The 23,123-nt window shown below is 61.0% G+C and carries 21 protein-coding genes and 2 pseudogenes; 9 read left to right on the top strand and 14 right to left on the bottom strand.

Annotation, left to right across the window (positions count from 1 at the left end):
• Positions 1 to 73: 73 nt before the first annotated feature.
• The 9 genes and pseudogenes from CFY91_RS12130 to CFY91_RS12090 all read right to left on the bottom strand — a co-directional run bounded on the left by CFY91_RS12130 (position 74) and on the right by CFY91_RS12090 (position 8,031).
• Positions 74 to 466 (bottom strand): sugar 3,4-ketoisomerase, encoded by a 393-nt coding sequence (locus CFY91_RS12130; protein WP_093986634.1) that lies wholly within the window; start codon positions 464 to 466, stop codon positions 74 to 76.
• A complete protein-coding gene (gene rfbA / locus CFY91_RS12125) occupies positions 463 to 1,335 on the bottom strand; it encodes a glucose-1-phosphate thymidylyltransferase RfbA (RefSeq protein WP_093986633.1) in 873 nt (290 codons plus the stop codon). Before rfbA ends, CFY91_RS12130 begins: the two co-directional genes overlap by 4 nt.
• Positions 1,336 to 1,352: 17 nt before the next feature.
• Positions 1,353 to 2,423 carry a dTDP-glucose 4,6-dehydratase gene (rfbB, locus tag CFY91_RS12120; protein WP_093986632.1) on the bottom strand — a complete coding sequence of 357 codons (1,071 nt, stop codon included), beginning with the start codon at positions 2,421 to 2,423 and terminating at the stop codon, positions 1,353 to 1,355.
• A 75-nt stretch (positions 2,424 to 2,498) separates the two neighbouring features.
• A pseudogene (locus CFY91_RS12115) lies at positions 2,499 to 2,729 on the bottom strand (transposase); the annotation flags it as partial.
• 75 nt (positions 2,730 to 2,804) lie between these two features.
• Entirely contained in the window at positions 2,805 to 3,260 is a 456-nt protein-coding gene (locus tag CFY91_RS12110) for a hypothetical protein (protein ID WP_093986631.1), read from the bottom strand.
• 28 nt (positions 3,261 to 3,288) lie between these two features.
• Positions 3,289 to 4,827, bottom strand: coding sequence for a hypothetical protein (locus CFY91_RS12105; RefSeq protein WP_093986630.1), 1,539 nt, complete (start codon positions 4,825 to 4,827; stop codon positions 3,289 to 3,291).
• A gap of 312 nt (positions 4,828 to 5,139) precedes the next feature.
• Positions 5,140 to 5,643, bottom strand: a complete 504-nt coding sequence (gene rfaH / locus CFY91_RS12100) for a transcription/translation regulatory transformer protein RfaH (protein WP_093986629.1) — start codon at positions 5,641 to 5,643, stop codon at positions 5,140 to 5,142.
• A complete protein-coding gene (locus tag CFY91_RS12095) occupies positions 5,640 to 7,100 on the bottom strand; it encodes an MBL fold metallo-hydrolase RNA specificity domain-containing protein (protein WP_093986628.1) in 1,461 nt (486 codons plus the stop codon). Before CFY91_RS12095 ends, rfaH begins: the two co-directional genes overlap by 4 nt.
• A 370-nt stretch (positions 7,101 to 7,470) precedes the next feature.
• The gene (locus CFY91_RS12090) at positions 7,471 to 8,031 is read right to left on the bottom strand and encodes a nitroreductase family protein (RefSeq protein WP_093986627.1); all 561 of its coding nucleotides are present in this window, start codon (positions 8,029 to 8,031) and stop codon (positions 7,471 to 7,473) included.
• A 171-nt stretch (positions 8,032 to 8,202) separates the two neighbouring features.
• Here CFY91_RS12090 and CFY91_RS12085 point away from each other — a divergent pair, with 171 nt between their 5' ends.
• Complete coding sequence (locus CFY91_RS12085; RefSeq protein WP_093986626.1) at positions 8,203 to 9,654, top strand: TrkH family potassium uptake protein; 1,452 nt, start codon at positions 8,203 to 8,205, stop codon at positions 9,652 to 9,654.
• A 54-nt stretch (positions 9,655 to 9,708) separates the two neighbouring features.
• Here the strand turns inward: CFY91_RS12085 and CFY91_RS12080 are convergent, their stop codons facing one another.
• On the bottom strand, positions 9,709 to 10,539 hold the full coding sequence (locus tag CFY91_RS12080) for an undecaprenyl-diphosphate phosphatase (RefSeq protein ID WP_093986625.1): 831 nt from the start codon (positions 10,537 to 10,539) through the stop codon (positions 9,709 to 9,711).
• A 370-nt stretch (positions 10,540 to 10,909) separates the two neighbouring features.
• Between CFY91_RS12080 and CFY91_RS16455 the strand changes: the two are divergent.
• The 5 genes and pseudogenes from CFY91_RS16455 to CFY91_RS12060 all read left to right on the top strand — a co-directional run.
• A pseudogene (locus tag CFY91_RS16455) lies at positions 10,910 to 11,689 on the top strand (cache domain-containing protein); the annotation flags it as partial.
• A 120-nt stretch (positions 11,690 to 11,809) separates the two neighbouring features.
• Positions 11,810 to 12,544 carry a methyl-accepting chemotaxis protein gene (locus CFY91_RS16450; RefSeq protein WP_371870527.1) on the top strand — a complete coding sequence of 245 codons (735 nt, stop codon included), beginning with the start codon at positions 11,810 to 11,812 and terminating at the stop codon, positions 12,542 to 12,544.
• Positions 12,545 to 12,557: 13 nt separating this feature from the next.
• Positions 12,558 to 13,187: a hypothetical protein gene (locus CFY91_RS12070; RefSeq protein WP_093986623.1), complete on the top strand. Its 630-nt coding sequence runs from the start codon at positions 12,558 to 12,560 to the stop codon at positions 13,185 to 13,187.
• Positions 13,188 to 13,238: 51 nt separating this feature from the next.
• Positions 13,239 to 13,796 carry a nicotinamide riboside transporter PnuC gene (gene pnuC, locus CFY91_RS12065; RefSeq protein WP_093986622.1) on the top strand — a complete coding sequence of 186 codons (558 nt, stop codon included), beginning with the start codon at positions 13,239 to 13,241 and terminating at the stop codon, positions 13,794 to 13,796.
• The gene (locus CFY91_RS12060; RefSeq protein ID WP_093986621.1) at positions 13,793 to 14,317 is read left to right on the top strand and encodes an AAA family ATPase; all 525 of its coding nucleotides are present in this window, start codon (positions 13,793 to 13,795) and stop codon (positions 14,315 to 14,317) included. The genes pnuC and CFY91_RS12060 overlap by 4 nt, the downstream gene beginning before the upstream one ends.
• A gap of 22 nt (positions 14,318 to 14,339) precedes the next feature.
• On the opposite strand, the gene CFY91_RS12055 is transcribed toward CFY91_RS12060, so the two are convergent.
• Positions 14,340 to 14,810, bottom strand: a complete 471-nt coding sequence (locus CFY91_RS12055) for a DUF3429 domain-containing protein (protein ID WP_093986620.1) — start codon at positions 14,808 to 14,810, stop codon at positions 14,340 to 14,342.
• Between CFY91_RS12055 and CFY91_RS16030 the strand changes: the two genes are divergently transcribed.
• Both CFY91_RS16030 and CFY91_RS12050 read left to right on the top strand, forming a co-directional pair.
• Positions 14,809 to 14,982, top strand: a complete 174-nt coding sequence (locus tag CFY91_RS16030; protein ID WP_157825283.1) for a hypothetical protein — start codon at positions 14,809 to 14,811, stop codon at positions 14,980 to 14,982. The two genes, CFY91_RS12055 and CFY91_RS16030, sit on opposite strands and share 2 nt — an antisense overlap.
• 90 nt (positions 14,983 to 15,072) lie before the next feature.
• Positions 15,073 to 15,342, top strand: a complete 270-nt coding sequence (locus tag CFY91_RS12050; RefSeq protein ID WP_093986619.1) for a hypothetical protein — start codon at positions 15,073 to 15,075, stop codon at positions 15,340 to 15,342.
• An 82-nt stretch (positions 15,343 to 15,424) separates the two neighbouring features.
• On the opposite strand, the gene nfuA is transcribed toward CFY91_RS12050, so the two are convergent.
• Both nfuA and CFY91_RS12040 read right to left on the bottom strand, forming a co-directional pair.
• Positions 15,425 to 16,006, bottom strand: coding sequence for a Fe-S biogenesis protein NfuA (gene nfuA, locus CFY91_RS12045; RefSeq protein WP_093986618.1), 582 nt, complete (start codon positions 16,004 to 16,006; stop codon positions 15,425 to 15,427).
• Positions 16,007 to 16,093: 87 nt separating this feature from the next.
• On the bottom strand, positions 16,094 to 18,385 hold the full coding sequence (locus CFY91_RS12040) for a fatty acid cis/trans isomerase (RefSeq protein WP_093986617.1): 2,292 nt from the start codon (positions 18,383 to 18,385) through the stop codon (positions 16,094 to 16,096).
• Between the two features lie 155 nt (positions 18,386 to 18,540).
• On the opposite strand from CFY91_RS12040, the gene metH reads away from it, so the two are divergent.
• Entirely contained in the window at positions 18,541 to 22,251 is a 3,711-nt protein-coding gene (gene metH / locus CFY91_RS12035; protein ID WP_093986616.1) for a methionine synthase, read from the top strand.
• Here the strand turns inward: metH and galU are convergent, their stop codons facing one another.
• Entirely contained in the window at positions 22,252 to 23,103 is an 852-nt protein-coding gene (gene galU, locus CFY91_RS12030) for a UTP--glucose-1-phosphate uridylyltransferase GalU (protein WP_093986615.1), read from the bottom strand. It lies immediately after the preceding gene.
• Positions 23,104 to 23,123 lie beyond the last annotated feature (20 nt).

Below are 23,123 nucleotides of genomic sequence, written 5' to 3'. Positions count from 1 at the left end.
ACCACACACTGCCAGATCCTTGTGTCTTCGCCAATTAATGTAGTGGCAAGATCGGCCAACGGATAAATGAAGCTCATGCACCCACCACTTTGAGGAAGTCATCATAGTTGCGAATATAGTCAGCTTCGTCATAGTGCTCGCTGGCCAGCACAAGCAATACGCAATCCGGGGTGAAGTCGTGCATTGTCCCCCATACCAAAGCATCTTGAAGTAAACCGATATTGGGCTGGTTCAAGTCATAAGTGATTTTCTTTTTGCCGTCATCCAGCGTGACTTTACAGGAGCCATTCAGCGCGATTAGATATTGTTGAGTTTTGTGATGTGAGTGCTGACCGCGTGGTACTCCTAGTTGAGTACCGTAGATGTAAAAAACACGCTTCACCTCGAAAGGGACATCCTTTTGGCCTTCAATCGCGACTAATTGCCCACGGTGGTCTCCAAGAATGCGGTGCTTGATAATACTCATACTTGCTCCCCTGCGAGCCTGATCAGATACTGACCATATCCATTTTTACTTAATGCTTCCCCCTGCTCTTTTAACTGCACTTTGGTGAGCCAGCCATTGTTAAATGCAATTTCTTCCAGACAAGCCACTTTCAAGCCTTGGCGATGCTCGATGGTCTGAACAAAGCTGCTCGCTTCCAACAAGCTTTCATGCGTGCCGGTGTCCAGCCACGCAAACCCTCGCCCCAGCAGCTCCACATTCAGATCGCCGCGCTGTAGGTAGGCCTGGTTGACGCTGGTGATTTCCACCTCGCCACGGTGGGAGGGTTTCACCTGCTTGGCGATTTCGACCACGTCATTGTCATAGAAGTAGAGGCCTGTCACCGCATAGTTGGACTTGGGCTGCTCAGGCTTTTCTTCAATAGAAATCGCTTTGTTGTTCTCGTCAAAAGCGACAACGCCAAAGCGTTCAGGGTCTTTCACCTGATAGCCGAATACGGTAGCGCCAGACGTGCGGGCAGCGGCTTGTTTCAGCTTGGGCGAGAAGCCCTGACCGTAGAAGATGTTATCGCCCAGTACCAGGCACACGCTGTCATCGCCAATGAACTCTTCACCGATGATAAAAGCCTGTGCCAGACCGTCCGGGCTTGGCTGTTCGGCGTAGCTGAGCTGGATGCCAAAATTGCTGCCATCACCCAGTAGTTTTTCAAAGTTGGGCAGGTCTTCGGGGGTGGAGATGATCAAAATGTCACGGATACCCGCAAGCATCAGTACCGACAGCGGGTAGTAGATCATTGGCTTGTCGTAAATCGGCAGCAGTTGCTTGGATACGCCCTTGGTGATCGGATACAAACGGGTGCCGGAGCCGCCGGCGAGGATAATACCTTTCATTTTTGCCCTTGCTGTAATCAGAGTTGACCGAGACGTTCACGCTGGTAACTGCCGTCTTGAACGCGCCGGCACCATTCCAGGTTATCGAGATACCACTGCACGGTTTTACGTATGCCGGTCTCGAAGGTTTCTTCCGGTTGCCAACCCAGTTCGCGCTGGATTTTGCTGGCGTCGATGGCATAACGGCGATCGTGACCGGGGCGGTCCTGAACAAAGGTGATTTGCTCGCGGTAGCTGGATGCTTTCGGGCGCAGCTGTTGGAGAATGTCACAGATGCTGTGCACCACCTCGATATTCTGCTTCTCGTTATAGCCACCTATGTTGTAGGTTTCGCCGGGCTTGCCTTCGGTGACTACTTTATAGAGAGCTCGGGCATGGTCTTCTACATAGAGCCAATCACGGATCTGGTCACCCTTGCCGTAGATTGGGAGGCTTTTACCTTCCAAGGCGTTGAGGATTACCAACGGAATGAGCTTTTCCGGGAAGTGGTACGGGCCGTAGTTATTGCTGCAGTTAGTCACCAGTACCGGCAGGCCATAGGTGCGCTGCCAGGCTCTTACGAGGTGGTCTGAGCTGGCTTTGCTGGCGCTGTAGGGGCTGCTGGGGGCATATGCCGTTTGTTCGGTGAACAGGTGTTGTTCAGCGTTGGGCGTTTCGCTTGGGTGCGGCAGGTCTCCATAGACTTCGTCTGTGCTGATGTGGTGGAAGCGGAAGTTAGCTTTCTTTTTTGCTTCCAGTGCCTGCCAGTATTGGCGGGTCGCTTCCAGTAGGTTATAGGTGCCGACGATGTTGGTTTGAATAAACTCTGCAGGGCCGTCGATGGAGCGGTCTACGTGGCTTTCAGCGGCCAGGTGCATGATCGCGTCCGGTTGGTGTTGGGCCAGAACACGGTCTACTTCGGCACGGTTGCAAATATCTACCCGCTCAAATAGATAGCGCTCGTTATTAGCGACCCCAGCAAGCGACTCTAAATTACCGGCGTAAGTAAGCTTATCGACATTAACCACCCAGTCATTGCTATACATAACTGCATGTCGCACCATTGCCGAACCGATAAATCCAGCCCCTCCAGTAATTAGAATCTTCATAAACCGTTAAAGCCCCATAAAATCATAGATACAAATCAAATCTTAAATATAAAATTCCATAACTATGCCGCCGCCCTCCATCTCTGGATCGCTGTAGCCAAACCAGTTTTGCATCAGATGAACCCGCAGCATGGACATCAGCGGATAGGACGGACGATCGCCTTCACTCTTCGGGTAAAGCGGCTCGATCAAGGCAATCAAACTCTTCCACGGCACCACCCGATCCATCTCGATTAGGAATAACTCTTTGCGGGTCTGCTTGCGCTTGCCGGCGTACTCGGCATCGGCGAAGGTCATCTGCTTCATCGGAAAACTCGGCGGGTGGAATCCGGGTATTTTGCCAAAATCAGGAAGTCTTTTTCAGAGTTTCCTTAGCATCAGCTATTTAGCCCACCAAATCTTCAATAAAGTATTTCTAACAAAACCCTCTCGAACACTCTTTGAGTATGAGACATTAATAATATCTTTGCCTTTTTGGTAATACACATACTTAATGAACCTCGGATCACTCGCCTCGACCCTAGAATATCCACGCTCTATCATAATCTCAGATATGGCATTATCTAATGTCTCATGCATTGAATCCTCAAACTCAAACTCATATATGAAAAGTTTTTTATCTTCCCACTTACTTTCTGTCACAGCCACTGGCTTTTTGCCAAAATCAAGCCCAGCACCACCAGGCAAATAAATTGCCGTTATGGCTTGTGAGTCAGCTACCTGTTCCCTTCCTTCATCCGCAGTATTCCCGACAACTTTTACAGTAGAAGACTCTTTATCTCCACAACCTACTAATAACCCCAAAAGCAAGGAAATCAGCATTATTTTTTTCAACATTTTATGCACTCCTTTATATAAGCTCTATCTATTTATTGCGCAGTCTTATCATGCTCGCAACCATAACTAAAAATACAGTAGCCACGCTTACGAGAGCCATCAAGATGATTAGCAGCGTAATGTCTTTTGATTCAAATATAGGGTTAGTATAAAATCTAAAACTCCCTCCCTGCGCCTCCACCAACTGACTAATATTCCCCGCATTCTGCTTGCCCTGCTTTTCATACATACGACCCATCACTCGGGTGTACTCGCGCAGGTTGTCCAGTACGCTCGGCAACTGCTCTTGAACAACCTTCACATACACATCGCGCAATTTCTGGTCTGTACCTTGGCCGTTGCTCATGGTGGCCAGCACACGCTTGATTTCGGCGATTTGCTGCTCCAGGTCGATGGACTGGTTTTCGTACTTGAGCACTTCCTGGGTCAGCTTCTGGCGAAACTCCAAGTCACTGCCCTGGCGGGATACTTCCAGCAGTCGGTCCAGGAAGGCATCACCCAATTGGGGCACCATGTTGTTCTGGTTGCTGCTTACCGCAGTTGGGCTGCTGCCTTTATCGCTGCTGTAACCAGCCAGCACGCGGCGAATGACTTCGGCACGGTCTTTCCAAAGCTTCTGCTCTTGTTGCAGGTCGGCCAGGCGGCGGGTGTAGTACAGCTTGACCACTTCGGGGTTGCGCGAAATGCCCAGTTCCTTGATGGGGTCGATGATCTGGCGGATATCGTAGTCGGCAACGTCCTGGATAGCCTTGTCGAGGTCGACCAGGGTGAAGCCGCTTTCATCGTCAACCAGGGTGCTGGCGTTGGGCTGTTCCTTGAGGCTGGCGATGTTGCTACGCACCAGTTTGATGCTGTTAAGGATCAGGTCCATGCCCAGCAGGTAGTCGAGGTTTTCAAAGCGTTCCTTGTTAAAGATGCGCTCGGAGTACACCGGCACATTGGGTTTGAGCACGCCTTGTTCATTGATGGCGCGGTCTGCCCAGCTGCTGGGGATATCCAGCAGGATCTTCTGTGCCAGGTCTTTGCTCAGGCTGCGTTGCTCGGGCAGGACCAGGGTGATGATGACGCTGCCGCTTTGCGCGGCGGCCAGTTCATTGGCCATCTGCTTTTGCAGTTCGGCAATGTCGGTGGGGGTCAGCTTCTTGTCGGCCAGGCGCGCCTCGTACTTGCTGCGGATCAGCGCATAGTCGGGAGCATAGGGCTGGATGGTCACGCTACGCCGGAAGTCATCGATCTTCAGGTCGTGGGCTTCCAGGTTGTTCTGCCGGTAGACGCGATTGAGCACCGTTGGGCTGGTGATGTCGCTGATCATGAACGGCGAGCCGTTGGGGAATTCGCCTTTGCGCAGGCCTTCGAAGGTGAGGTCGAACACCTGGCTGTAGCGCACGGTTTTTTCGCTGAGCAGGTAGCTCACACCGATGTACAGGACAAACAGGGCCAGCACGACCAGTACGGCTTTGGCGACGTAGACGCGGGTGGCCCAGATGCGCAGCATCAGGTCGCCCAGGTCGATTTCATCGCTGTCGCGCTGAATGGACGGATTGGGGGTTTGTGGATTTGAGCTCACAGCAACTCCGTTTGTGGCTGCGCCATCGGGCGCGGGTTGGTGTTTGGGGCGTGTCTGCACCTGTGCTGTTGAGGCAAGTGCGTTGCAGGCACGCTACCGCCCCAGGATTGATCGTCAATTTCCTGAGAACGGTGAGTGTAGCTGCCTTTGCTGGCAGTTTGACGCAAGTCTTTGGTCTGCTTGCTGTTTTGCCTTGGCCAGAGGCCTTGGCGGTCAGTCTGGGCGGCCTTTCCAGCGGGCTGCGGGCGACTTTTCAGAAGCTGCCGCACCGCCCTGTGCCCTGCCCCACGCCGATTAGGCGGGAGCACAGGCTCAAGCGTTTTTGCTGATGCTGGTAATCGGTAACTCCAGGGTCTGCGTTTGTTGCAACAGGTTGAGCAGAACGATGACGCGCTGCTCACCGCTCATGCCTTGGTAGATGCCTTCCAGCTCGGCGAACGGCCCTTCGGTAATGCGTACCCGATGGCCGGGCTGCAGATACGCCTGTTCATTACTAGCCTGGCGCTGTTGCAATTGTTCGATCAGGCTGGCCGGCAGCGGGTGCGGTTGGCCATTGAACGCCACGATGCGGCTAAGCCCCCGAGTGGAGCGCAGCGGCGACCAGTTGCTGTCGCCGGCCAGCTGGATGAACAGGTAGCCGGGGAACAGCGACTCCATCTGCGCCTGCAAACGCCCACGCAGCACGCGCTCGCGCCGATATTGCGGGCGATAGCAGGTGTAACCCTGGTTTTCCAGATGCTGCTGGGCGCGTTCGTCCTGGCGGGGCTTGCACTGGGCAAGATACCAGGCCGCGTTTTGCAGCTTGCTGTAGCTCATGGGCGCGCATCCCTATCGGCGGAGGTTGTGATTTGAACGCTGCTACCCCGCTGCTGGTAACACAGTTGTAACTTTTTCTTCAGCGTTTGCTGGGCATCGCTGTCGCCATGTACCACGTGGATCTGCCTGGGCCAGTGACGCATCCGCGTCACAAAGCGCAGCAGGTCGTGCTGGTCGGCGTGTGCCGAGTAGCCGCTTACGCTGGCCACCTGGGCCTTGATGGGGTAGCGCTGGCCATCGATCTCGGCATAGCCACCGCGCGGGCCGTATTGCTGAATCTGCCGGCCAAGCGTACCGGCCGCCTGGTAGCCAACGAACAGGATGTTGTGCCGGCTGTCGCCCAGCATGGCCTTGAGGTAATTGACGATGCGCCCACCGCTGCACATGCCTCCCGCGGCAATCACCACCGCTGGCTGGGCGGTTTGTACCAGGCGGTTGAGCATGGCCTGGTGGCTGGCATGGCTATCGACGGTCAGCAGGTTACGAAAAGCCAGTGGCTGGCGCCCTTTGCGCAGACGCGCATGGGCTTCGCCATCCCAGAACTCATCCAGCTCGCGGTAGACCTGGTTGAAGCGGCTAGCCAGCGGGGAATCCAGGATGATCGGCAGGTTGGCCCAATCCAGCGCAGTGGCTGCCTGTTCCTTGCCGGCTCGGCGAGGCGCCTGGGCCTGGCGATGAATGATGTCTTCCAGTTCGTAGAGCAGTTCCTGGGTACGCCCGATGCTGAAAGCGGGGATCAGCACCGTACCCTGGTCACGCAGCGCCTGTTCAAGCAGGCCTTGCAGGCGCTGGCGACGTTGCCGGCGATTTTCGTGCAGGCGATCGCCATAGGTGCTTTCGATGACCAGGGTATCGGCTTTGTAGGGAGACTTGGGCGACGGCAGGATAGGCGTATACGGTGCCCCCAGGTCGCCGGAAAACACCACGCGCTCTCGCTGGCCCAGGCTACGCTCGTGCAGTTCGACCTCGACATAGGCAGAGCCGAGGATATGCCCGGCGCGCTGCAGGCGCAGGCGCACCTGCTGTTGCGGGGTGTCGAGCAGTGTAAACCAGTGGTTGTAGGACAACGGCTGTAGCTGACTGGCTACGCGCTTGATGAACCGCTCGACCTGTTGCTGGTCGCTGCTGATACCCAGGCGGAAGGCATCTTCCAGGACGATGGGCAGTAAGCGCGCGGAAGGCTCGCTGCACAGAATCGGGCCTTTGAAGCCCGCAGCCAACAAATAAGGAATACGCCCAACATGGTCGATGTGCACATGGGTTGCCACCAGGGCACACACATCCTGCACGCTGAAGTCGATGGCCAGGCGTCCGGCAGCCGCGCCGCCTTCAGGAGCGGTTTCCGCGCCCTGGAACAGCCCGCAATCAATCAGCAGGGCCTGTTGCGCGTTCAGCTGCAGACGATGGCATGAGCCTGTTACGCCTGTGGCTCCGCCATGATGGGTGATCTGTTGCATGGTTAGTCCTTTAACTGCTCTGTCCTGGGCTCGTTTATGACTACCTACGAGCGTTTTGCGGGCTGCTCGATCCTCATCCCGCTGCGCAGCAAAACGTAACACTTGTGCACTGAAAAACACGGCAAAGCTGTCTAGAACGCCACTCTTCAATTGCGCGGGCATTCTGCCTGAAGCTGACTCTTTGTCCAAGCTTGACGGCGGCGGTCAACTTTGCTCCTGATGGCGCTTGGCCACCTTTCTTCATGCTTGCCGCGTTGCCCAAAGGCTCTGGCACGCCCCTGAACAGTGATCGAACGAACAGCGCCTTACCGACCAGCGGTTGCGCGCATCGGTTCCCCAGGCAGCGCGTTTTTGTGCGCTGCATAGGCTTTCAAGCCGGCCAGTCGCTGACAAAGTCGGATTGTTCCAGCAGCGGCGCCGTGCGCAATTTACCTTCCGGGGTACCCAGGTAGATGAAACCGAGGATTTCTTCCCCCGCAGTCAGGCCCAGTCCTTGTGCCACCACGGGGGAATAAGCCATCTCGCCGGTACGCCAAACTGCACCGACACCCTGGGCATGCGCCGCCAGCAACAAGCCATGGGCGGCACAGCCGGCCGACAGCAGTTGTTCCATACGGGGCACCTTGGGATGCTCTTTCGGGCTGGCGATCACCACCACCAGCAGGGGCGCGCGCAGCGGCATGGCGCGCACCTTGTCCAGTTGTTCGCCAGTTGCTTCGGGCTGCTCGGTCTGCAGGGCCTGGGCGTACAACTCGCCCAGGCGTTCGCGGGCCTGCTCCTCGATGCACAGGAAGCGCCAGGGGCGCAGCTGCGCATGGTCCGGCGCACGCAAAGCCGCCTGGAACATCACCTGGCGCTGGGCCTGGGTAGGCGCGGGCGCCAGTAAACGGGTCACCGACACGCGGTTGAGCAAGGCATCGAGGGCATTCATCGGGGTTACTCCAGGCGACTGGCGCGAAAACCCCAGCATTTTAGTCTGATAAGTCCCGCTCCGGGCCAACCTTTTTCGCCCTGGCGGCAGATCCGCTGATTGTTACCGCTCGGTTTACAGCGCAGGGCAGCCCGGTAGAATGGCGCCCTCTTCTCCTGCGAGCCTGTCTCCATGGCCTTGCCGACGCTGCGTACCATTGCCTTCATCCTGGGCATTTTCCTCATCACGCTCTCCATGGCGATGCTGGTTCCCATGGCCACCCTGCTGCTGATGGAGCATCCCGAGGACCTGCAGGCATTCATCTGGTCGGCACTGATCACCTTCAGCAGTGGCCTGGCCATGGTGCTGCAGGGCAAGCCGAAGGATAGCCAGCTGCGCCCGCGCGACATGTACATGCTGACCACCTCGATCTGGCTGATGGTCTGCGTCTATGCCGCCTTGCCGATGATTTTCCTGCATCACATGAGCTTTACCGATGCCTTCTTTGAAACCATGTCCGGTATCACCACCACCGGCGGCACGGTACTGGTTGGCCTGGACAGCATGTCCGAAGGCATTCTGATCTGGCGTTCCCTGCTGCAGTGGATTGGCGGTATCGGCTTCATCGCCATGGGCGTGGCGATTTTGCCGCTGCTGCGCGTGGGGGGCATGCGTCTGTTCCAGACCGAATCATCGGACTGGGGCGAGAAAGTCGTACCCCGCTCGCACATGGCCGCCAAGTCGATTGCCGTGGTCTATCTGATCCTTACCGTGGCCTGTGTGCTCAGCTACTGGCTGGCCGGCATGGACTGGTTCGACGCGATCAACCATGCCTTGACCACGGTTTCCACCGCGGGCTTTTCGACCTCGGACTCCTCACTGGCCAACTTCAGCAACGCCTCGCACTGGGTCGCCGTGGTGTTCATGGTGCTCGGCGGAATTCCCTTTGTGCTCTATGTGAGCATGTTGCGGGGCAACCGCAAGGCAGTTATCCGTGACCAACAGGTACGCGGTTATCTCGGCGCGGTCTTGCTGATCAGCCTGGTGACCAGCCTGTGGTTGTGGCTGAACAGCGACTACGCGCTGCTCGATGCCTGGCGCATCGCCACGGTTAACGTGGTGTCGATCATCACCACCACGGGCTTTGCCGTAGGCGACTACAGCGCCTGGGGCGGCTTTGCCTTCATGCTGTTCTTCTACCTGACCTTCATGGGCGGCTGTTCCGGCTCGACCACTGGCGGCCTGAAGATTTTCCGTATCCAGGTGGCCTATACCCTGTTGCGCAGCGGCCTGATGCAGCTCATCCACCCCCGTGCGGTGATCAAGCAGCAATACAACGGGCACGCGCTCGACGAGGAAATCGTCCGTTCGATCCTCACCTTCTCGTTCTTCTTTACCCTGACTATCGCCGCCCTGGCGCTCGCCCTGGCGATGCTCGGCCTGGACCCGATCACCGCATTGACCGGCGCGGCAACCGCGGTGTGCAACGTCGGCCCCGGCCTCGGCCCGATCATCGGCCCGGCCGGCAACTTCTCCAGCCTGCCGGACAGCGCCAAGTGGCTGCTGTCCTTCGGCATGCTGCTCGGTCGCCTGGAAATCATCACCGTGCTGGTGCTGGTGACCCGCGCCTTTTGGCGGCACTGACACACCGGCAGCGTTGCCAGGCCGTTGCAAAACAGGTGGTTTTGCAACGGCTGGTTAGCCCTGCACGCCGGACCAGTCGATCCAGCCCAGCTGCCAGGTCGCCAGGATCAGCAGGCCAAAGCCAATGCGGTACCAGGCAAACACTGCGTAGCTGTGGTTGGCGATGAACTTGAGCAGCGCCTTGACCGCCAGCATGGCGAAGATGAACGAGGTGACAAAGCCCAGCGCGAACACCGGCAGGTCGCCCGGCTGGAACAGCTCGCGGTAGGTGTAGCCCGAATACACCGCTGCACCGACCATGGTCGGCATGGCCAGGAAGAAGGAAAACTCCGTGGCGGTCTTGCGTGACAGGCCGAACAGCAGGCCACCAATGATGGTGGCCGCCGAGCGCGACGTGCCGGGGATCATCGCCAGGCACTGCGCGCAGCCCACTTTCAGGGCATGACTCCAGCGCATGTCATCGACGTCATGCACTTCGATCAGATGTTCGCGGCGCTCGGCCCATAGCATGATCACACCGCCGATCACCAGTGCGACCGCCACGGTCAGCGGGTTGAACAGGTAATGGTGAATAAGATCGGCAAACGCCACGCCGAGTACCGCTGCCGGCAGGAAAGCGATCAGCAGGTTGGCGGTAAAGCGCCGTGCCTGAGGCTCTCGATGCAAGCCGGCCACCACGCTGATGATGCGCGGGCGAAACTCCCACATCACCGCGAGGATGGCGGCCAGCTGGATGATGATGTTGAACGCCATCTCCCGCTCACCCGAAAAGCCGATCAGATCGGCCACGATGATCTGGTGGCCCGTACTCGATATCGGCAGAAACTCGGTCAGCCCCTCGACAATGCCCAGAACAATGGCTTGAAAAGCCAACCACAGGTCCATCGGAACTCCTTGTGTACAAATTGGCTGCTATACCGAAAACAGCAGCGTTGTAGGCCCTTGCGACGCCCTGACTCATGGCCAGGCGCACGGCGACTTGCGTTAATCAGCGCCGGCCCGCTTGGGCTGCGCAGAGTGCAAAAAGTTCGCTGAAACCGGCCACGCGGGACGAAAAACCTCAAGTCACGCCAGCGGGGGCCGAAATGCTATCAGAGTTGCCGCCCAGACGCGGCCAAAGGCTAATGCGCCACCTGTCTGCGGAACGTGATAGTTTCAGCAATGACCAATAGGTCATTTTGCGATTCGTTACAGGCCCTAGCGGCCCAACCGGCCCCTCCCACCGCAGGATGGGCACAGAACAAGGAATACTCTGATGAACATGTTGCGCAATCTGGCCATCAGTCGTCGTCTGTGGATGATTCTCGCCATCGCCCTGTCGCTGCTGATCCTGGCCGCCGTGCTGTTGCTACGACAAACCCATGAACAGATGTATGCCGGCAAGAGCGAGAAGACCCGCCATGTGGTGGAGACCGCGCTGGGCATCCTGCAGCACTATCAAAAACTCGAGCTGGCAGGCACCCTGGACCGCAGCCAAGCTCAGCAGGCGGCCATGGAGATGGTCCGCGACCTGCGTTATGCCGGCCAGGAATACTTCTGGATCAACGACCTGCAGCCACGCATGATCATGCACCCGGCCAATCCCAAGCTGGATGGCCAGGATCTTTCCGGCATCAAGGACCCCACCGGCAAGCCACTGTTCAATGAGTTCGTGCGTATCGCCCTCAGCCAGGGTGCCGGTTCGGTGGGCTACTACTGGCCCAAGCCCGGCGCCAGCGAGCCGGTGGCCAAGGTTTCCTATATCCAGCTCTTCGAGCCCTGGGGCTGGATCATCGGTTCAGGGGTATACGTCGACGACGTGGAGGCGGAATTCTCCAGCCTGGCGCTGCGTGCCAGTTTCATGTTGCTGCTGGTGGCCATGGTGCTGCTCGGCCTGGTGGTGATGATCAGCCGTAGCATTACCCGCCCGCTCGCCGAAGCCGTGCACGCCATGGCCGACATCGCCAGCGGCGAAGGCGACCTGACCCGTAGCCTGGATACCCATGGCCGCGATGAACTGACGGAACTGGCCACCCACTTCAACGCCTTCACCCACAAGCTGCGCCAGGTGATCGGCCATCTGCTGGAGTCGGCCGGTGCGCTGGACCAGGCTTCGACCTCGCTGCACGACATCGCGCAGAACGCCCAGCATGTCAGCTCGCAGCAATCGCAACAGATGGAGCTGGTAGCCACCGCAGTCAATCAGGTGACCTACGGCGTGCAGGATGTCGCCAAGAATGCCGAGCATGCTTCCAGCGAAGTGCACAGCGCCGAAGAACAGGCCCAGGCAGGTCACAACAGCATCCAGGGCAGCCTGCGGCAGATCGACCAGTTGTCCCATACCATCGAGGATGCCGTACAGGTCATCCAGTCGCTGGCCAGCGAAAGCAACCAGATTGGCAGCGTGCTGGAGGTGATTCGCTCGATTGCCGAACAAACCAACCTGCTCGCCCTCAACGCGGCCATTGAGGCCGCCCGCGCCGGCGAACAGGGCCGTGGTTTTGCCGTGGTGGCCGACGAGGTTCGCCTGCTGGCGCAGCGTACCCAGCAGTCCACTGCGGAAATTCAAGACATGATCCAGCGCCTGCAAGGCAACTCGGAAGCGGCGGTCAAAGCCATCCATGAAAGCAGCCGCGCCTCGCAACAGACCGTGGAGCAGGCTCGCCAGGCCGGTGAAAACCTCGCCCAGATCAACCAGGCGCTGCGCAACCTGACCGGGCTGAACGCCTCGATCGCCAGTGCCACCCTGCAGCAGTCGCATGTGGTCGAGGACATCAACCAGAACGTCACCCAGGCTGCGGGGCTCTCCCACCAGACAGCCCTGGCCGGCGAACAGACCCGCGAAGCCAGCGAGGAACTGGCGCGTCTGGCCGAAGCCCTGGGACAAATCCTCCGGCAGTTCCGTATCTGAGGGCGCGCAGACGATGGAGATGCTCCACCAGCAAGTCGACCTCAGCCAGGCTGGCAATCCGGACCTGATCTGGGACCTGGACAGCCTGGCACGCCGCGAGCTGGCCGAGCGCTTCATCCGCCTGTTCGAGAACCGCCTGTGCGTGTGGTCGGAGTCGGTCGAGCAGCTCTACACCAACTACAGCCTGCACTTCCCCGCGGAGCTGGGCCGCAAGATGGTCGTGCTGCCCAACCCCTACGCCTTCCACGACACCCTGCACGGCATTGCCGCGCAGGCGATACGCAAGACCGGCCTGTGCGTGCTGCCCGGGCAACTGCTCGGCAAGAGCGGCCTGCTGCTCAGCAACCAGTTGCCCGGCAATCGCCTGGCTCCGCGCAGCATGCCGTTCAAGCCGGCCCTGGCGCAGATCATCAACAGTCAGCGCAAAGTGGGCGACGAGTTCCTCCCCCTGCTGGTCAAGGGCGACCTGCGCGAGTTCGACCAGCAACTGCCCTATCTGCACCTGCATCGCCTGCAACTGGCCAAGCTGCCGCTGCTCTCCAACTTCGAGCGCGAAGACATTCGTCAGTCGATTACCCGCAAGCTGCTGTTGCTGTACCGCCAGGCCGACAGCCTGTGCCTGCAGCCCGCCAACCCCCGCTGATTTGCTCTACAATCGCCGGCCGCGCCGACCCGCCTTGCTGGATGCCCATTTGTGACCCTGCTTGAAGCCTTTGCCGCCGCCCTCGGGGTGCTGGCCGTTTACCTCACCGCCCGACAAAACCCCTGGTGCTGGCCGCTCGGCCTGGTCATGGTGCTGCTGTATGCCTGGGTATTTTTCGAGGCGCGCCTGTATGCCAACACCCTGTTGCAAGGCGTATTCGCCATCACCCAGCTGTATGGCTGGTGGCAATGGCGGCGCCCGGCCAGCGCCAGCCCGGCAAGCACGGTCAGCCTGCTGGCGCCCTGGCCGGTGTTGCGCGGGCTGCTGCTGGCCGGCCTCGGCAGCCTGCTACTGGGCTATGGACTGGCACATTTCAGCGATGCCGCGGCCCCCTGGTCGGATGCTGCGCTGACGGCCTTCAGCCTGCTTGCCCAGCTATGGATGGCCCACAAGCGGGTGCAGTGCTGGCCGCTCTGGCTGCTGGTCGATGTGGCCTATGTGGCGCTGTTCATCGACCAGGCGCTGTACCTCACCGCCCTGCTCTACGGCCTGCTCTGTCTGCTGGCCCTGCATGGCTGGCGCAGCTGGCAGCGGGCGCTCAGCCCGTGAAGGTCGTGGTACTGACCGGCCCGGAGTCCAGCGGCAAAACGCGCCTGGCGGCGCACCTGCAGGAACGGTTTGGCGGTTTGCGGGTGGATGAATATGTCCGCGAATACATCGAGCAGGTGCAACGCGACACCTGTTACGCCGATATCGAGCCGATAGCCCGCGAACAGCTGCGCCGTGAAGACCTGGCACGCGCCGAGCAGCCGCCGCTGTTGCTGCTCGATACCCATCTGCTGAGCAACCTGTTGTGGAGCCGCACGCTGTTTGGCCAGGCTCCGGTCTGGCTGGAAGCTGCCCTCGGCCAACGGCAGTACCACCTGCACCTGCTGCTGGCTGCCGATGGCATGCCCTGGCAGGCCGATGGCCAGCGCTGCCAGCCGTTGCTAGCGCAACGCCAGCGCTTCGAGACGCAGTGCCGGGCATGGCTGCAAGCCAAGGGCCTGCCATTCAGTGAGCTAACCGGTCATTGGGCAGCACGTTGCCAGATGGCCGAGCAACAGGTCGCCTGCCTGCTCGGTGGATAACCCACCTGTACGCTGATGCGCCTCAGCCAACCAGCATGACACCCAGCCAGGTAGCCAGCAGGCACAGCACCACACCCAGGGTCAGCGGCTTGCGCAGCGCCGGGTACCAACGCGGCGCCAACTCCAGGCGCACGGCACGCAGGTCAGCCAGGTACAGCGCGATAAAGCCGAACAGCAGCAGGGCCACGGCCAGGCCCGCCGGGATGATGTCGACAATGGCCAGCCAGCCCAGGCCTGCCGGCAGCACGGACAGGCCCAGCTGGGTGAGTGCCAGGGTGTCCTTGCGCTCGGCGCGCATGGCCAACCCCCAGTGAATCGCCCCCATGAAGGCCAGGATGATCGCGGCATAGTCGAGCAGCGCGGACAACACCGTCGGGCGCCAGGCCAATGGCGTCAGCCATACGCCCAAGGCGCCACCGATAAAAGGCAGCAGGCCGGCATAGCCCAGCAGCTGGGTCAGGCGCGGGGGATGTTCGGCGGTAAACGACTGCATGGGCGACTCCGGCGGCAAGGTGACTATTCAGCTGTGCTTTATACCCAATCCACGGCAGTTTGACCGCCCCGGCCTGCACAAGAAGCTGCAACAGAATATGCCGGCAGTGCCCGATGCCTGCCCGCTCGGTCAAGAACGCGACAAGATGTTGCGCTTTGCCGACGCACCGTGACTTTCTTGATCGCATCGCTCATCTATCCCGCAACGGCCAGCGTATCAATGGCGCCACAGCCCCCACGACCCTTTGCGAGAACTTGCCCCCATGAGCACCACCCTGCGTATCAACGAAGCCCTGATCATCGCCAACCGCGCCTTTGCCCCTTACCAATGCGTTGCCTGGGCACCCCAGGAAGGCAATGGCGAACTGAACCTGAGCGTCATCGACCGTCACAGCACCCGCCTGCTGGGCCGCACCCGACTGAGCCGCAGCAACTATTCCGATCCGGCCACCCTGGCCAGCCTGCTCGACCAGACCCGCCGTGCCCTGTGCGCCGAAGGTGTACAACTGCAGCCCTGGAGCATGCAGGCCTGAGCGAAGCCGTTGACTAGTCCCGCGCAGGTATAACGAAAAAGGCCAACCCCCTGGGGTTGGCCTTTTTCGTTATCGCAGCCACTCAGTAGTAGGCGTTTTCGCGATTGCTGTGGTCGGTGACGTCGCGTACGCCCTTGAGTTCGGGGATACGCGTGAGCAGGGTCTTTTCGATGCCTTCCTTAAGCGTGTAATCGGCCTGGCCACAGCCCTGGCAACCACCGCCAAAGCGCAGAATGGCTACGCCATCATCCACATCGACCAGGCTCACTTCGCCACCGTGGCTGGCCAGGCCCGGATTGATCTCGGTCTGCAGGTAGTAGTTGATGCGCTCATTGATCGGGCTGTCATCGCGGATCATCGGCACCTTGGCATTCGGCGCCTTGATGGTCAGCTGTCCGCCCATGCGGTCGGTGGCGTAGTCAACCACCGCTTCATCGAGGAAAGGCTCGCTCAGTGCATCGATCCAGGCAGTGAAGCTGGCCAGCGCCAGCGGGGTGTCTTCAGCCTTCTGTTCACCCGGCTTGCAGTAGGCAATGCAGGTTTCCGCATACTGGGTGCCGGGTTGGGTGATGAAGATGCGAATACCAATCCCCGGAGTGTTCTGCTTGGCCAGCAGGTCGGCCAGATAGGCTTGGGCGGATTCGGTAACGGTAATGGCGCTCATGGCTACTCCTCGCAGTGATGGCCGCAGTGTACGCCAATCACCGGGCGGGCAAAAGTCCGACAATTTCAGTAGGTCTATCCCTGGGCGCTACAGGTTCTGGTAGCGGTTCATATCCAGCACCCCGTATTCACGCGGCTCGTGCTCATCAATGTAGTCGGCCAGGTCATGAAAATACCGCCAGAACTGCGGGTGGGTGCGACGAATCCCCCAGCGCGCCACCAGCTCGCCAAACGCCTGGGCATCGCGTGCCTGCTGCATGGCCTCGACAAAGGCCGGCACCTCCGCCAGCGGCACGTTGAACAGGAAGTTCGGATAGCTGCTGAGCACCCCGGGGTACAGCGTGAGGGTGTCCAGCCCCGGCTGGTAGCGCAGGCTCTCGCCCATCATGAACGCCACGTTGCTGTGCGCGCGGTTGCGCAGCAGGCTGTAGATTTCCCGCTGCCCCTGGCCCAGGTCGATACGCAGCAGGGTCGCTTCCGGCAGCTGCTCGATGACTTTGAGTCCGGCCGCCGGGCGTGCCGCCAGGCGCGACAGGGCTTGCTCGGCATCCGCCAGCGCTGCTGGCAGGCCGGGGCGATGACAATAGGCGCCACGACAGCGGTTGATCGGATCGGGCCGGGCATTCAGCGTGCCAGCGCGTTCCAGCAGCGCCTCGGCAAAAGCCTGGCGCGGGTCGCTCCCCGGCAGGTGCAGCGCCGTCGGTGTGCGCAGGTCGGCGGCGCTGTAATCCAGCCACATCTTCAGCTTGCCACTGTTCTGATACCAGTCGTCCAGGTAGGCCTGGCGTGCAGCCGCCGGCATCAAGCGCAGGAAGTTCAGCTCGGCGCCATTGCGGATCAGGTCGAAGTACAGACGCGTCTGTGCCTGGTGCGAGACATTGCCGAACACATCGAAGTTGACCACCAACTGGTAGTAGGTGCGTTCGAACAGCGGGTAGTCGAGCAGCCACAGGGTTTGCGGCACCGCGCCGACCAGGCCCTTGCGTACCGAGGCACTGTCATGCTGGCGGAAGATGCTCAACAGGGCATTGTCATTGCCCATCCACAACTGCGACCAGCTGGGCGCCGGGGCATCGGCATAGGCCGCGCGACGCGCATCCTCATAGGCATTGCGCTTGTTCTTGTAGGCGCTCCACAGGCCCGGCAGGTCGGCGATGTCATCGAACTGCCCAGGCATGGCCAGCAGAGGCGTCACCGCCTGGCGATAGCTGGCGTCGGTGATGTACAGATCGCGTTGCGGGGCCTGGAACAGCGCCCAGAAATGATCACGAATCACATCCGTGGCAATCTGTCCGCGGCATACCGGGCCGCGAATGAAGGTGCGCACGAAATACTCCGCGTCATCCAGCATGAACTGGTAACGCGCCTGTGCCGGGATGGCCTGGAACGTCTCGAACGGGTTGGCACGGTGTTGCGCGCCATAGCCAGGCACGGCCTGCAGGGGCCAGTCTTCGGCAAAGAACAGCTCGCGCACGCGCTGCAATTTGCCTGGACTGAGCGCATAGGTAATGTGCGTCTTGTGCACGATCACGCCCTGGATCGGCCACAGGCGATAGTAGAACTGCGTACCGGGATCGTCATTGGGCCGGCGCGTGGCGATCGGGTCGATGGGCTGGCCGCTCGGTGTGCGCGAACGTACCAACTGGAAGAAGTGTCGATCCTCGCCTTGCTGAAAATACAGATGGGCAAGGAACAGGTGCTCGTACAACCAGCGTGACACCAGCCCCTGGCGGGCACCGGGGGCATTCAGGAAGGCTTCCCACTCGGCCAGCTGCGCCTGCTCCTGCGCCGTGGGCTGCAAGGGCTGTTCATCGACTGGCGCGCCCTGGGCCAGCCAGCGCTGCAAGGTGGCGTATTCCGCCTCGTCCAGCCCGCTGACCGCAAAGGGCATGCCGGCATAGGGATTGTGGCGGGCAAAGCGCTTGAAATCGCTCGGCGTCGGGCATTGGTTGTCGCGGTTGATGGCGATGTCCAGGTCATCCGGCAAGCGCGCGTTGTCTGCCCACTGGTGCTCACGCCCCAGCTCCAGCATGCGTTGCAGCAAGGCGGCCTGGCCATCCTGCGCCTGCAGCACGGAATGAAAGCCGCGACGTCGCCAGGCCGCTTCGCCCTGCGCATCCAGATACAGACGCGTGGGCTGCTGGGCCTGCAGACGGCCACCGTTGTACACCGCCTGTTGGCTGGCGCCACGCAACAGCCCCTCGCCACTCCCCAGGTTCAGCTGGCAGGGCGCGTCATAGCAGGCATGGCAGGCCACACACTTGTCGCGCAGGATCGGCTGTACATCCCGGCTGTAGGAAACCGGCTGGGCCAGGGCCTGGGCAGCCCAGGCGAGCGACAGGCAGAGCAGACCGGCGAAGCGCCGCAGACACAGGGACATGGCAAATCCTCGCAGGTAGGACAAAGGCGCACAGTCTAACAGGCTACCCTTGCAGCAACATGAGCTAGATTCATGATGATCTGCCGAATGCGGCGAAGCGATGCAACCTTGCTATCATTCGCCACCTTTTGTTCCACCCTGCCAGGTAGTACCCGATGTCCGACCGTAGCGCCCGCCTCCAGGCACTCCAGCAAGCCCTCAAGGAACGCATCCTGATCCTCGATGGCGGCATGGGCACCATGATCCAGAGCTATAAGCTGGACGAGGCCGACTACCGTGGCGAGCGCTTCGCCGACTGGCCGAGCGACGTCAAGGGCAACAACGACCTGCTGCTGCTGAGCAAGCCCGAGGTCATCGCCGCGATCGAGAAGGCCTACCTGGATGCCGGCGCCGACATCCTCGAGACCAACACCTTCAACGCCACCCGCGTATCCCAGGCCGACTACGGCATGGAGGCGCTGGCCTATGAGCTGAACGTCGCCGGCGCGCGCGTCGCCCGCCAGGTGGCCGATGCCAAGACCCTGGAAACCCCCGAGCGGCCGCGCTTCGTCGCCGGCGTGCTCGGCCCGACCAGCCGCACCTGCTCGATCTCCCCGGACGTCAACGACCCCGGCTACCGCAACGTCACCTTCGACGAGCTGGTGGACAACTACACCGAGGCGACCCGCGGCCTGATCGAGGGCGGCGCCGACCTGATCCTCATCGAAACCATCTTCGACACCCTCAACGCCAAGGCGGCGATCTTCGCCGTGCAGCAGGTGTTCGACGAGGACGGCATCGAGTTGCCGATCATGATCTCCGGCACCATCACCGACGCCTCCGGCCGCACCCTGTCCGGGCAGACCACCGAGGCCTTCTGGAACTCGGTGCGCCACGCCCAGCCGATTTCCGTGGGGCTGAACTGCGCGCTCGGTGCCAAGGAGCTGCGCCCCTACCTGGCCGAGCTGGCAGCCAAGGCCGACACCCATGTGTCCGCCCACCCCAACGCCGGCCTGCCGAATGCCTTTGGCGAATACGACGAAACCCCGGCGCAGATGGCCGAAGTGGTCGAGGAATTCGCCGCATCGGGGCTCTTGAACATCATCGGCGGCTGCTGCGGCACCACGCCGGCGCATATCCAGGCGATTGCCGAGGCGGTGGCCAAGTACCCGCCGCGCGTCATCCCGGAGATCCCCCGGGCCTGTCGCCTGTCGGGCCTGGAGCCCTTCACCATCGACCGCAACTCGCTGTTCGTCAACGTCGGCGAGCGCACCAACATCACCGGCAGCGCCAAGTTCGCCCGACTGATCCGCGAGGAAAACTACAGCGAGGCGCTGGAAGTCGCCTTGCAGCAGGTCGAAGCCGGCGCCCAGGTGATCGACATCAACATGGACGAGGGCATGCTCGACTCCAAGGCGGCGATGGTGCGCTTCCTCAACCTGATCGCCGGCGAGCCGGACATCTCGCGCGTGCCGATCATGATCGACTCCTCCAAGTGGGACGTGATCGAAGCCGGCCTCAAGTGCATCCAGGGCAAGGGCATCGTCAACTCCATTTCCATGAAGGAAGGCGTCGAGCAGTTCAAGCACCACGCCAAGCTGTGCAAGCGCTATGGCGCCGCCGTGGTGGTGATGGCCTTCGACGAGGTCGGCCAGGCCGACACCGCCGCGCGCAAGAAGGAAATCTGTCAGCGCAGCTACGACATCCTGGTCAATGAAGTGGGCTTCCCGCCGGAAGACATCATCTTCGACCCGAACATCTTCGCCGTGGCCACCGGCATCGAGGAGCACAACAACTACGCGGTGGACTTTATCGAGGCCTGCGCCTTTATCCGTGACGAGCTGCCCTATGCGCTCAGCTCCGGCGGCGTGTCCAACGTGTCCTTCTCGTTCCGCGGCAACAACCCGGTGCGCGAGGCGATCCATTCGGTGTTCCTCTTCCACGCCATCCAGAACGGCCTGTCCATGGGCATCGTCAACGCCGGCCAGCTGGAGATCTACGACGAGATCCCCGCCGAGCTGCGCGAGAAAGTCGAGGACGTGGTGCTCAACCGCACGCCGAACGGCACCGAGGCGCTGCTGGCCATCGCCGACAACTACCGCGGCGACGGCAGCGTCAAGGAAGTCGAGGATGAAGCCTGGCGCGCGCTGCCGGTCGCCAAGCGCCTTGAGCATGCTCTGGTCAAGGGCATCACCGCGTTCATCGTCGAAGACACCGAGGAGTGCCGCCAGCAGTGCGCACGCCCCATCGAAGTCATCGAAGGCCCGCTGATGGCCGGCATGAACGTAGTCGGCGACCTGTTCGGCGCCGGCAAGATGTTCCTGCCGCAGGTGGTCAAGTCCGCGCGGGTGATGAAGCAGGCCGTGGCGCACCTGATTCCCTTCATCGAGGCGGAAAAAGGCGACAAGCCCGAGGCCAAGGGCAAGATCCTCATGGCCACGGTGAAGGGCGACGTGCATGACATCGGCAAGAACATCGTCGGCGTGGTGCTCGGCTGCAACGGCTACGACATCGTCGACCTGGGCGTGATGGTGCCGGCGGAGAAGATCCTCAAGACCGCCATCGAGGAGAAGTGCGACATCATCGGCCTGTCCGGGCTGATTACCCCCTCGCTGGACGAGATGGTCTTCGTCGCCAAGGAAATGCAGCGCCAAGGCTTCTCCCTGCCGCTGATGATCGGCGGCGCCACCACCTCCAAGGCCCACACCGCGGTGAAAATCGACCCGCAGTACAGCCACGATGCGGTGGTTTACGTCACCGACGCCTCGCGCGCGGTCGGCGTGGCCACCACCCTGCTGTCGAAGGAGCTCAAGGCTGATTTCGTGCAGAAGACCCGCGAGGAATACGCCGTGGTCCGTGAGCGTACCTCGGCGCGCGCCTCGCGCACCGAGCGCCTGGCCTATGCCGAGGCCATCGCCAACAAGCCGGCCTTCGACTGGAACGGCTACCTGCCGGTACGCCCGCGCTTCACCGGCGTGCAGGTACTGGACGATATCGACCTGCGCGAGCTGGTCGACTACATAGACTGGACCCCCTTCTTCGTCTCTTGGGACTTGGCCGGCAAATTCCCGCGCATCCTCGAAGACGAGATCATCGGCGAGGCGGCGCGCAACCTGTACAGCGATGCGCGGGCGATGCTCGACAAACTGATCGACGAGCAGCTGATCCGTGCCCGCGCGGTGTTCGGTTTCTGGCCGGCCAACCAGGTGCAGCACGACGACATCCAGCTGTACGGCGATGACGGCCAGCCGCTGGCCACCCTGCACCACCTGCGCCAGCAGAACATCAAGCCCGACGGCAAGCCCAACCTGTCGCTGGCCGACTTCGTCGCGCCCAAGGAAAGCGGCGTGACCGACTATGTCGGCGGCTTCATCACCACCGCCGGGATCGGCGCCGAAGAAGTGGCCAAGGCCTACCAGGATGCCGGCGACGACTACAACTCGATCATGGTCAAGGCGCTGGCCGACCGCCTCGCCGAGGCCTGCGCCGAGTGGCTGCACCAGCGCGTGCGCAAGGAGTTCTGGGGCTACGCCCCGGACGAGGCACTGGACAACGAGGCGCTGATCCGCGAGCAGTACCGCGGCATCCGCCCGGCCCCCGGCTACCCGGCCTGCCCCGACCACACCGAGAAGGCCACGCTGTTCCGCCTGCTCGACCCGGCCGCCGACCTCGGCAAACCCGGCCGCAGCGGCGTGTTCCTCACCGAGCACTACGCCATGTTCCCGGCGGCGGCCGTCTCCGGCTGGTACTTTGCCCACCCCGAGGCGCAGTACTTTGCCGTCGGCAAGGTCGACAAGGACCAGGTCGAGCAATACGCCCGGCGCAAGGGCCAGGAACTGGCGGTGACCGAACGCTGGCTGTCGCCGAACCTGGGGTACGACGACTGATTACAAGCCCTTGCGGTAGAAGTGCTCGAAGCAGAAATTGCTGGCCTGGATATAGCCCTCGGCACTGCCGCAATCGAAGCGCTGGCCGCGAAAACGGTAGCCGATCACGCACCCCTCGGCAGCCTGGCGCTGCAAGGCATCGGTGAGCTGGATTTCACCGCCCTTGCCAGGCGCCGTCTGCTCCAGCAGGTCGAAGATATCCGGGGTGAGGATGTAGCGCCCGATGATCGCCAGGTTGGACGGTGCCTTTGCCGGCTCGGGCTTCTCCACCATGTGCTGGATGCGCAGCAGGTCATCGCGAATCGCCTCCCCCGCGACAATGCCGTACTTATGGGTATCGGCCGCCGGCACCTCCTCGATGGCCACGATGGAGCAGCGAAACTGCCGGTACAGCTGGACCATCTGCGCCAGCACGCCATCCCCTTGCAGGTTCAGACAGAGATCGTCCGCCAGCACTACGGCAAAAGGCTCGTCACCAATCAGCGGGCGACCGCAGAGAATCGCATGCCCCAGGCCGCGCATGCTGACCTGGCGGGTGTAGGAAAAACTGCAGTGTTCGATTAAATGGCGAATGCCATACAGGTAGCGCTCCTTGTCACTGCCCTGAATCTGCTGTTCCAGCTCGTAGCTGACATCGAAATGATCTTCCAGGGCACGCTTGCCACGCCCGGTTACCATGGCGATTTCATGCAGGCCAGCCTGCAAGGCTTCTTCCACCCCGTACTGGATCAGCGGCTTGTTCACCACCGGCAGCATCTCCTTGGGCATGGCCTTGGTCGCCGGCAGGAAGCGCGTGCCATAACCGGCGGCGGGAAACAGGCATTTCTTCAGTAGCGGGTGGCGTTGGCTCATCTCAGTCCTGCTTCACAGTG

This window comes from Pseudomonas fluvialis (assembly GCF_002234375.1).
In the GTDB taxonomy this organism is placed as follows: domain Bacteria; phylum Pseudomonadota; class Gammaproteobacteria; order Pseudomonadales; family Pseudomonadaceae; genus Aquipseudomonas; species Aquipseudomonas fluvialis.
The sequence above is the reverse complement of the archived record's forward strand: the minus strand, read 5'-3'. Positions and strand labels throughout refer to the sequence as shown.

Excerpts from the sequence above, each read along its gene's own strand:
- CFY91_RS16030 (WP_157825283.1), top strand. The coding sequence starts at position 14,809 with ATGGGCGACTCCGGCGGCAAGGTGACTATTCAGCTGTGCTTTATACCC.
- CFY91_RS12090 (WP_093986627.1), bottom strand. The coding sequence starts at position 8,031 with ATGAATGCCCTCGATGCCTTGCTCAACCGCGTGTCGGTGACCCGTTTA.
- CFY91_RS12070 (WP_093986623.1), top strand. The coding sequence starts at position 12,558 with ATGGAGATGCTCCACCAGCAAGTCGACCTCAGCCAGGCTGGCAATCCG.
- rfbB (WP_093986632.1), bottom strand. The coding sequence starts at position 2,423 with ATGAAGATTCTAATTACTGGAGGGGCTGGATTTATCGGTTCGGCAATG.
- CFY91_RS12095 (WP_093986628.1), bottom strand. The coding sequence starts at position 7,100 with ATGCAACAGATCACCCATCATGGCGGAGCCACAGGCGTAACAGGCTCA.
- CFY91_RS12055 (WP_093986620.1), bottom strand. The coding sequence starts at position 14,810 with ATGCAGTCGTTTACCGCCGAACATCCCCCGCGCCTGACCCAGCTGCTG.
- CFY91_RS16450 (WP_371870527.1), top strand. The coding sequence starts at position 11,810 with ATGGAGCTGGTAGCCACCGCAGTCAATCAGGTGACCTACGGCGTGCAG.
- CFY91_RS12050 (WP_093986619.1), top strand. The coding sequence starts at position 15,073 with ATGAGCACCACCCTGCGTATCAACGAAGCCCTGATCATCGCCAACCGC.
- CFY91_RS12080 (WP_093986625.1), bottom strand. The coding sequence starts at position 10,539 with ATGGACCTGTGGTTGGCTTTTCAAGCCATTGTTCTGGGCATTGTCGAG.
- CFY91_RS12110 (WP_093986631.1), bottom strand. The coding sequence starts at position 3,260 with ATGTTGAAAAAAATAATGCTGATTTCCTTGCTTTTGGGGTTATTAGTA.
- galU (WP_093986615.1), bottom strand. The coding sequence starts at position 23,103 with ATGAGCCAACGCCACCCGCTACTGAAGAAATGCCTGTTTCCCGCCGCC.
- rfbA (WP_093986633.1), bottom strand. The coding sequence starts at position 1,335 with ATGAAAGGTATTATCCTCGCCGGCGGCTCCGGCACCCGTTTGTATCCG.
- rfaH (WP_093986629.1), bottom strand. The coding sequence starts at position 5,643 with ATGAGCTACAGCAAGCTGCAAAACGCGGCCTGGTATCTTGCCCAGTGC.
- CFY91_RS12130 (WP_093986634.1), bottom strand. The coding sequence starts at position 466 with ATGAGTATTATCAAGCACCGCATTCTTGGAGACCACCGTGGGCAATTA.
- CFY91_RS12085 (WP_093986626.1), top strand. The coding sequence starts at position 8,203 with ATGGCCTTGCCGACGCTGCGTACCATTGCCTTCATCCTGGGCATTTTC.
- CFY91_RS12040 (WP_093986617.1), bottom strand. The coding sequence starts at position 18,385 with ATGTCCCTGTGTCTGCGGCGCTTCGCCGGTCTGCTCTGCCTGTCGCTC.
- nfuA (WP_093986618.1), bottom strand. The coding sequence starts at position 16,006 with ATGAGCGCCATTACCGTTACCGAATCCGCCCAAGCCTATCTGGCCGAC.
- metH (WP_093986616.1), top strand. The coding sequence starts at position 18,541 with ATGTCCGACCGTAGCGCCCGCCTCCAGGCACTCCAGCAAGCCCTCAAG.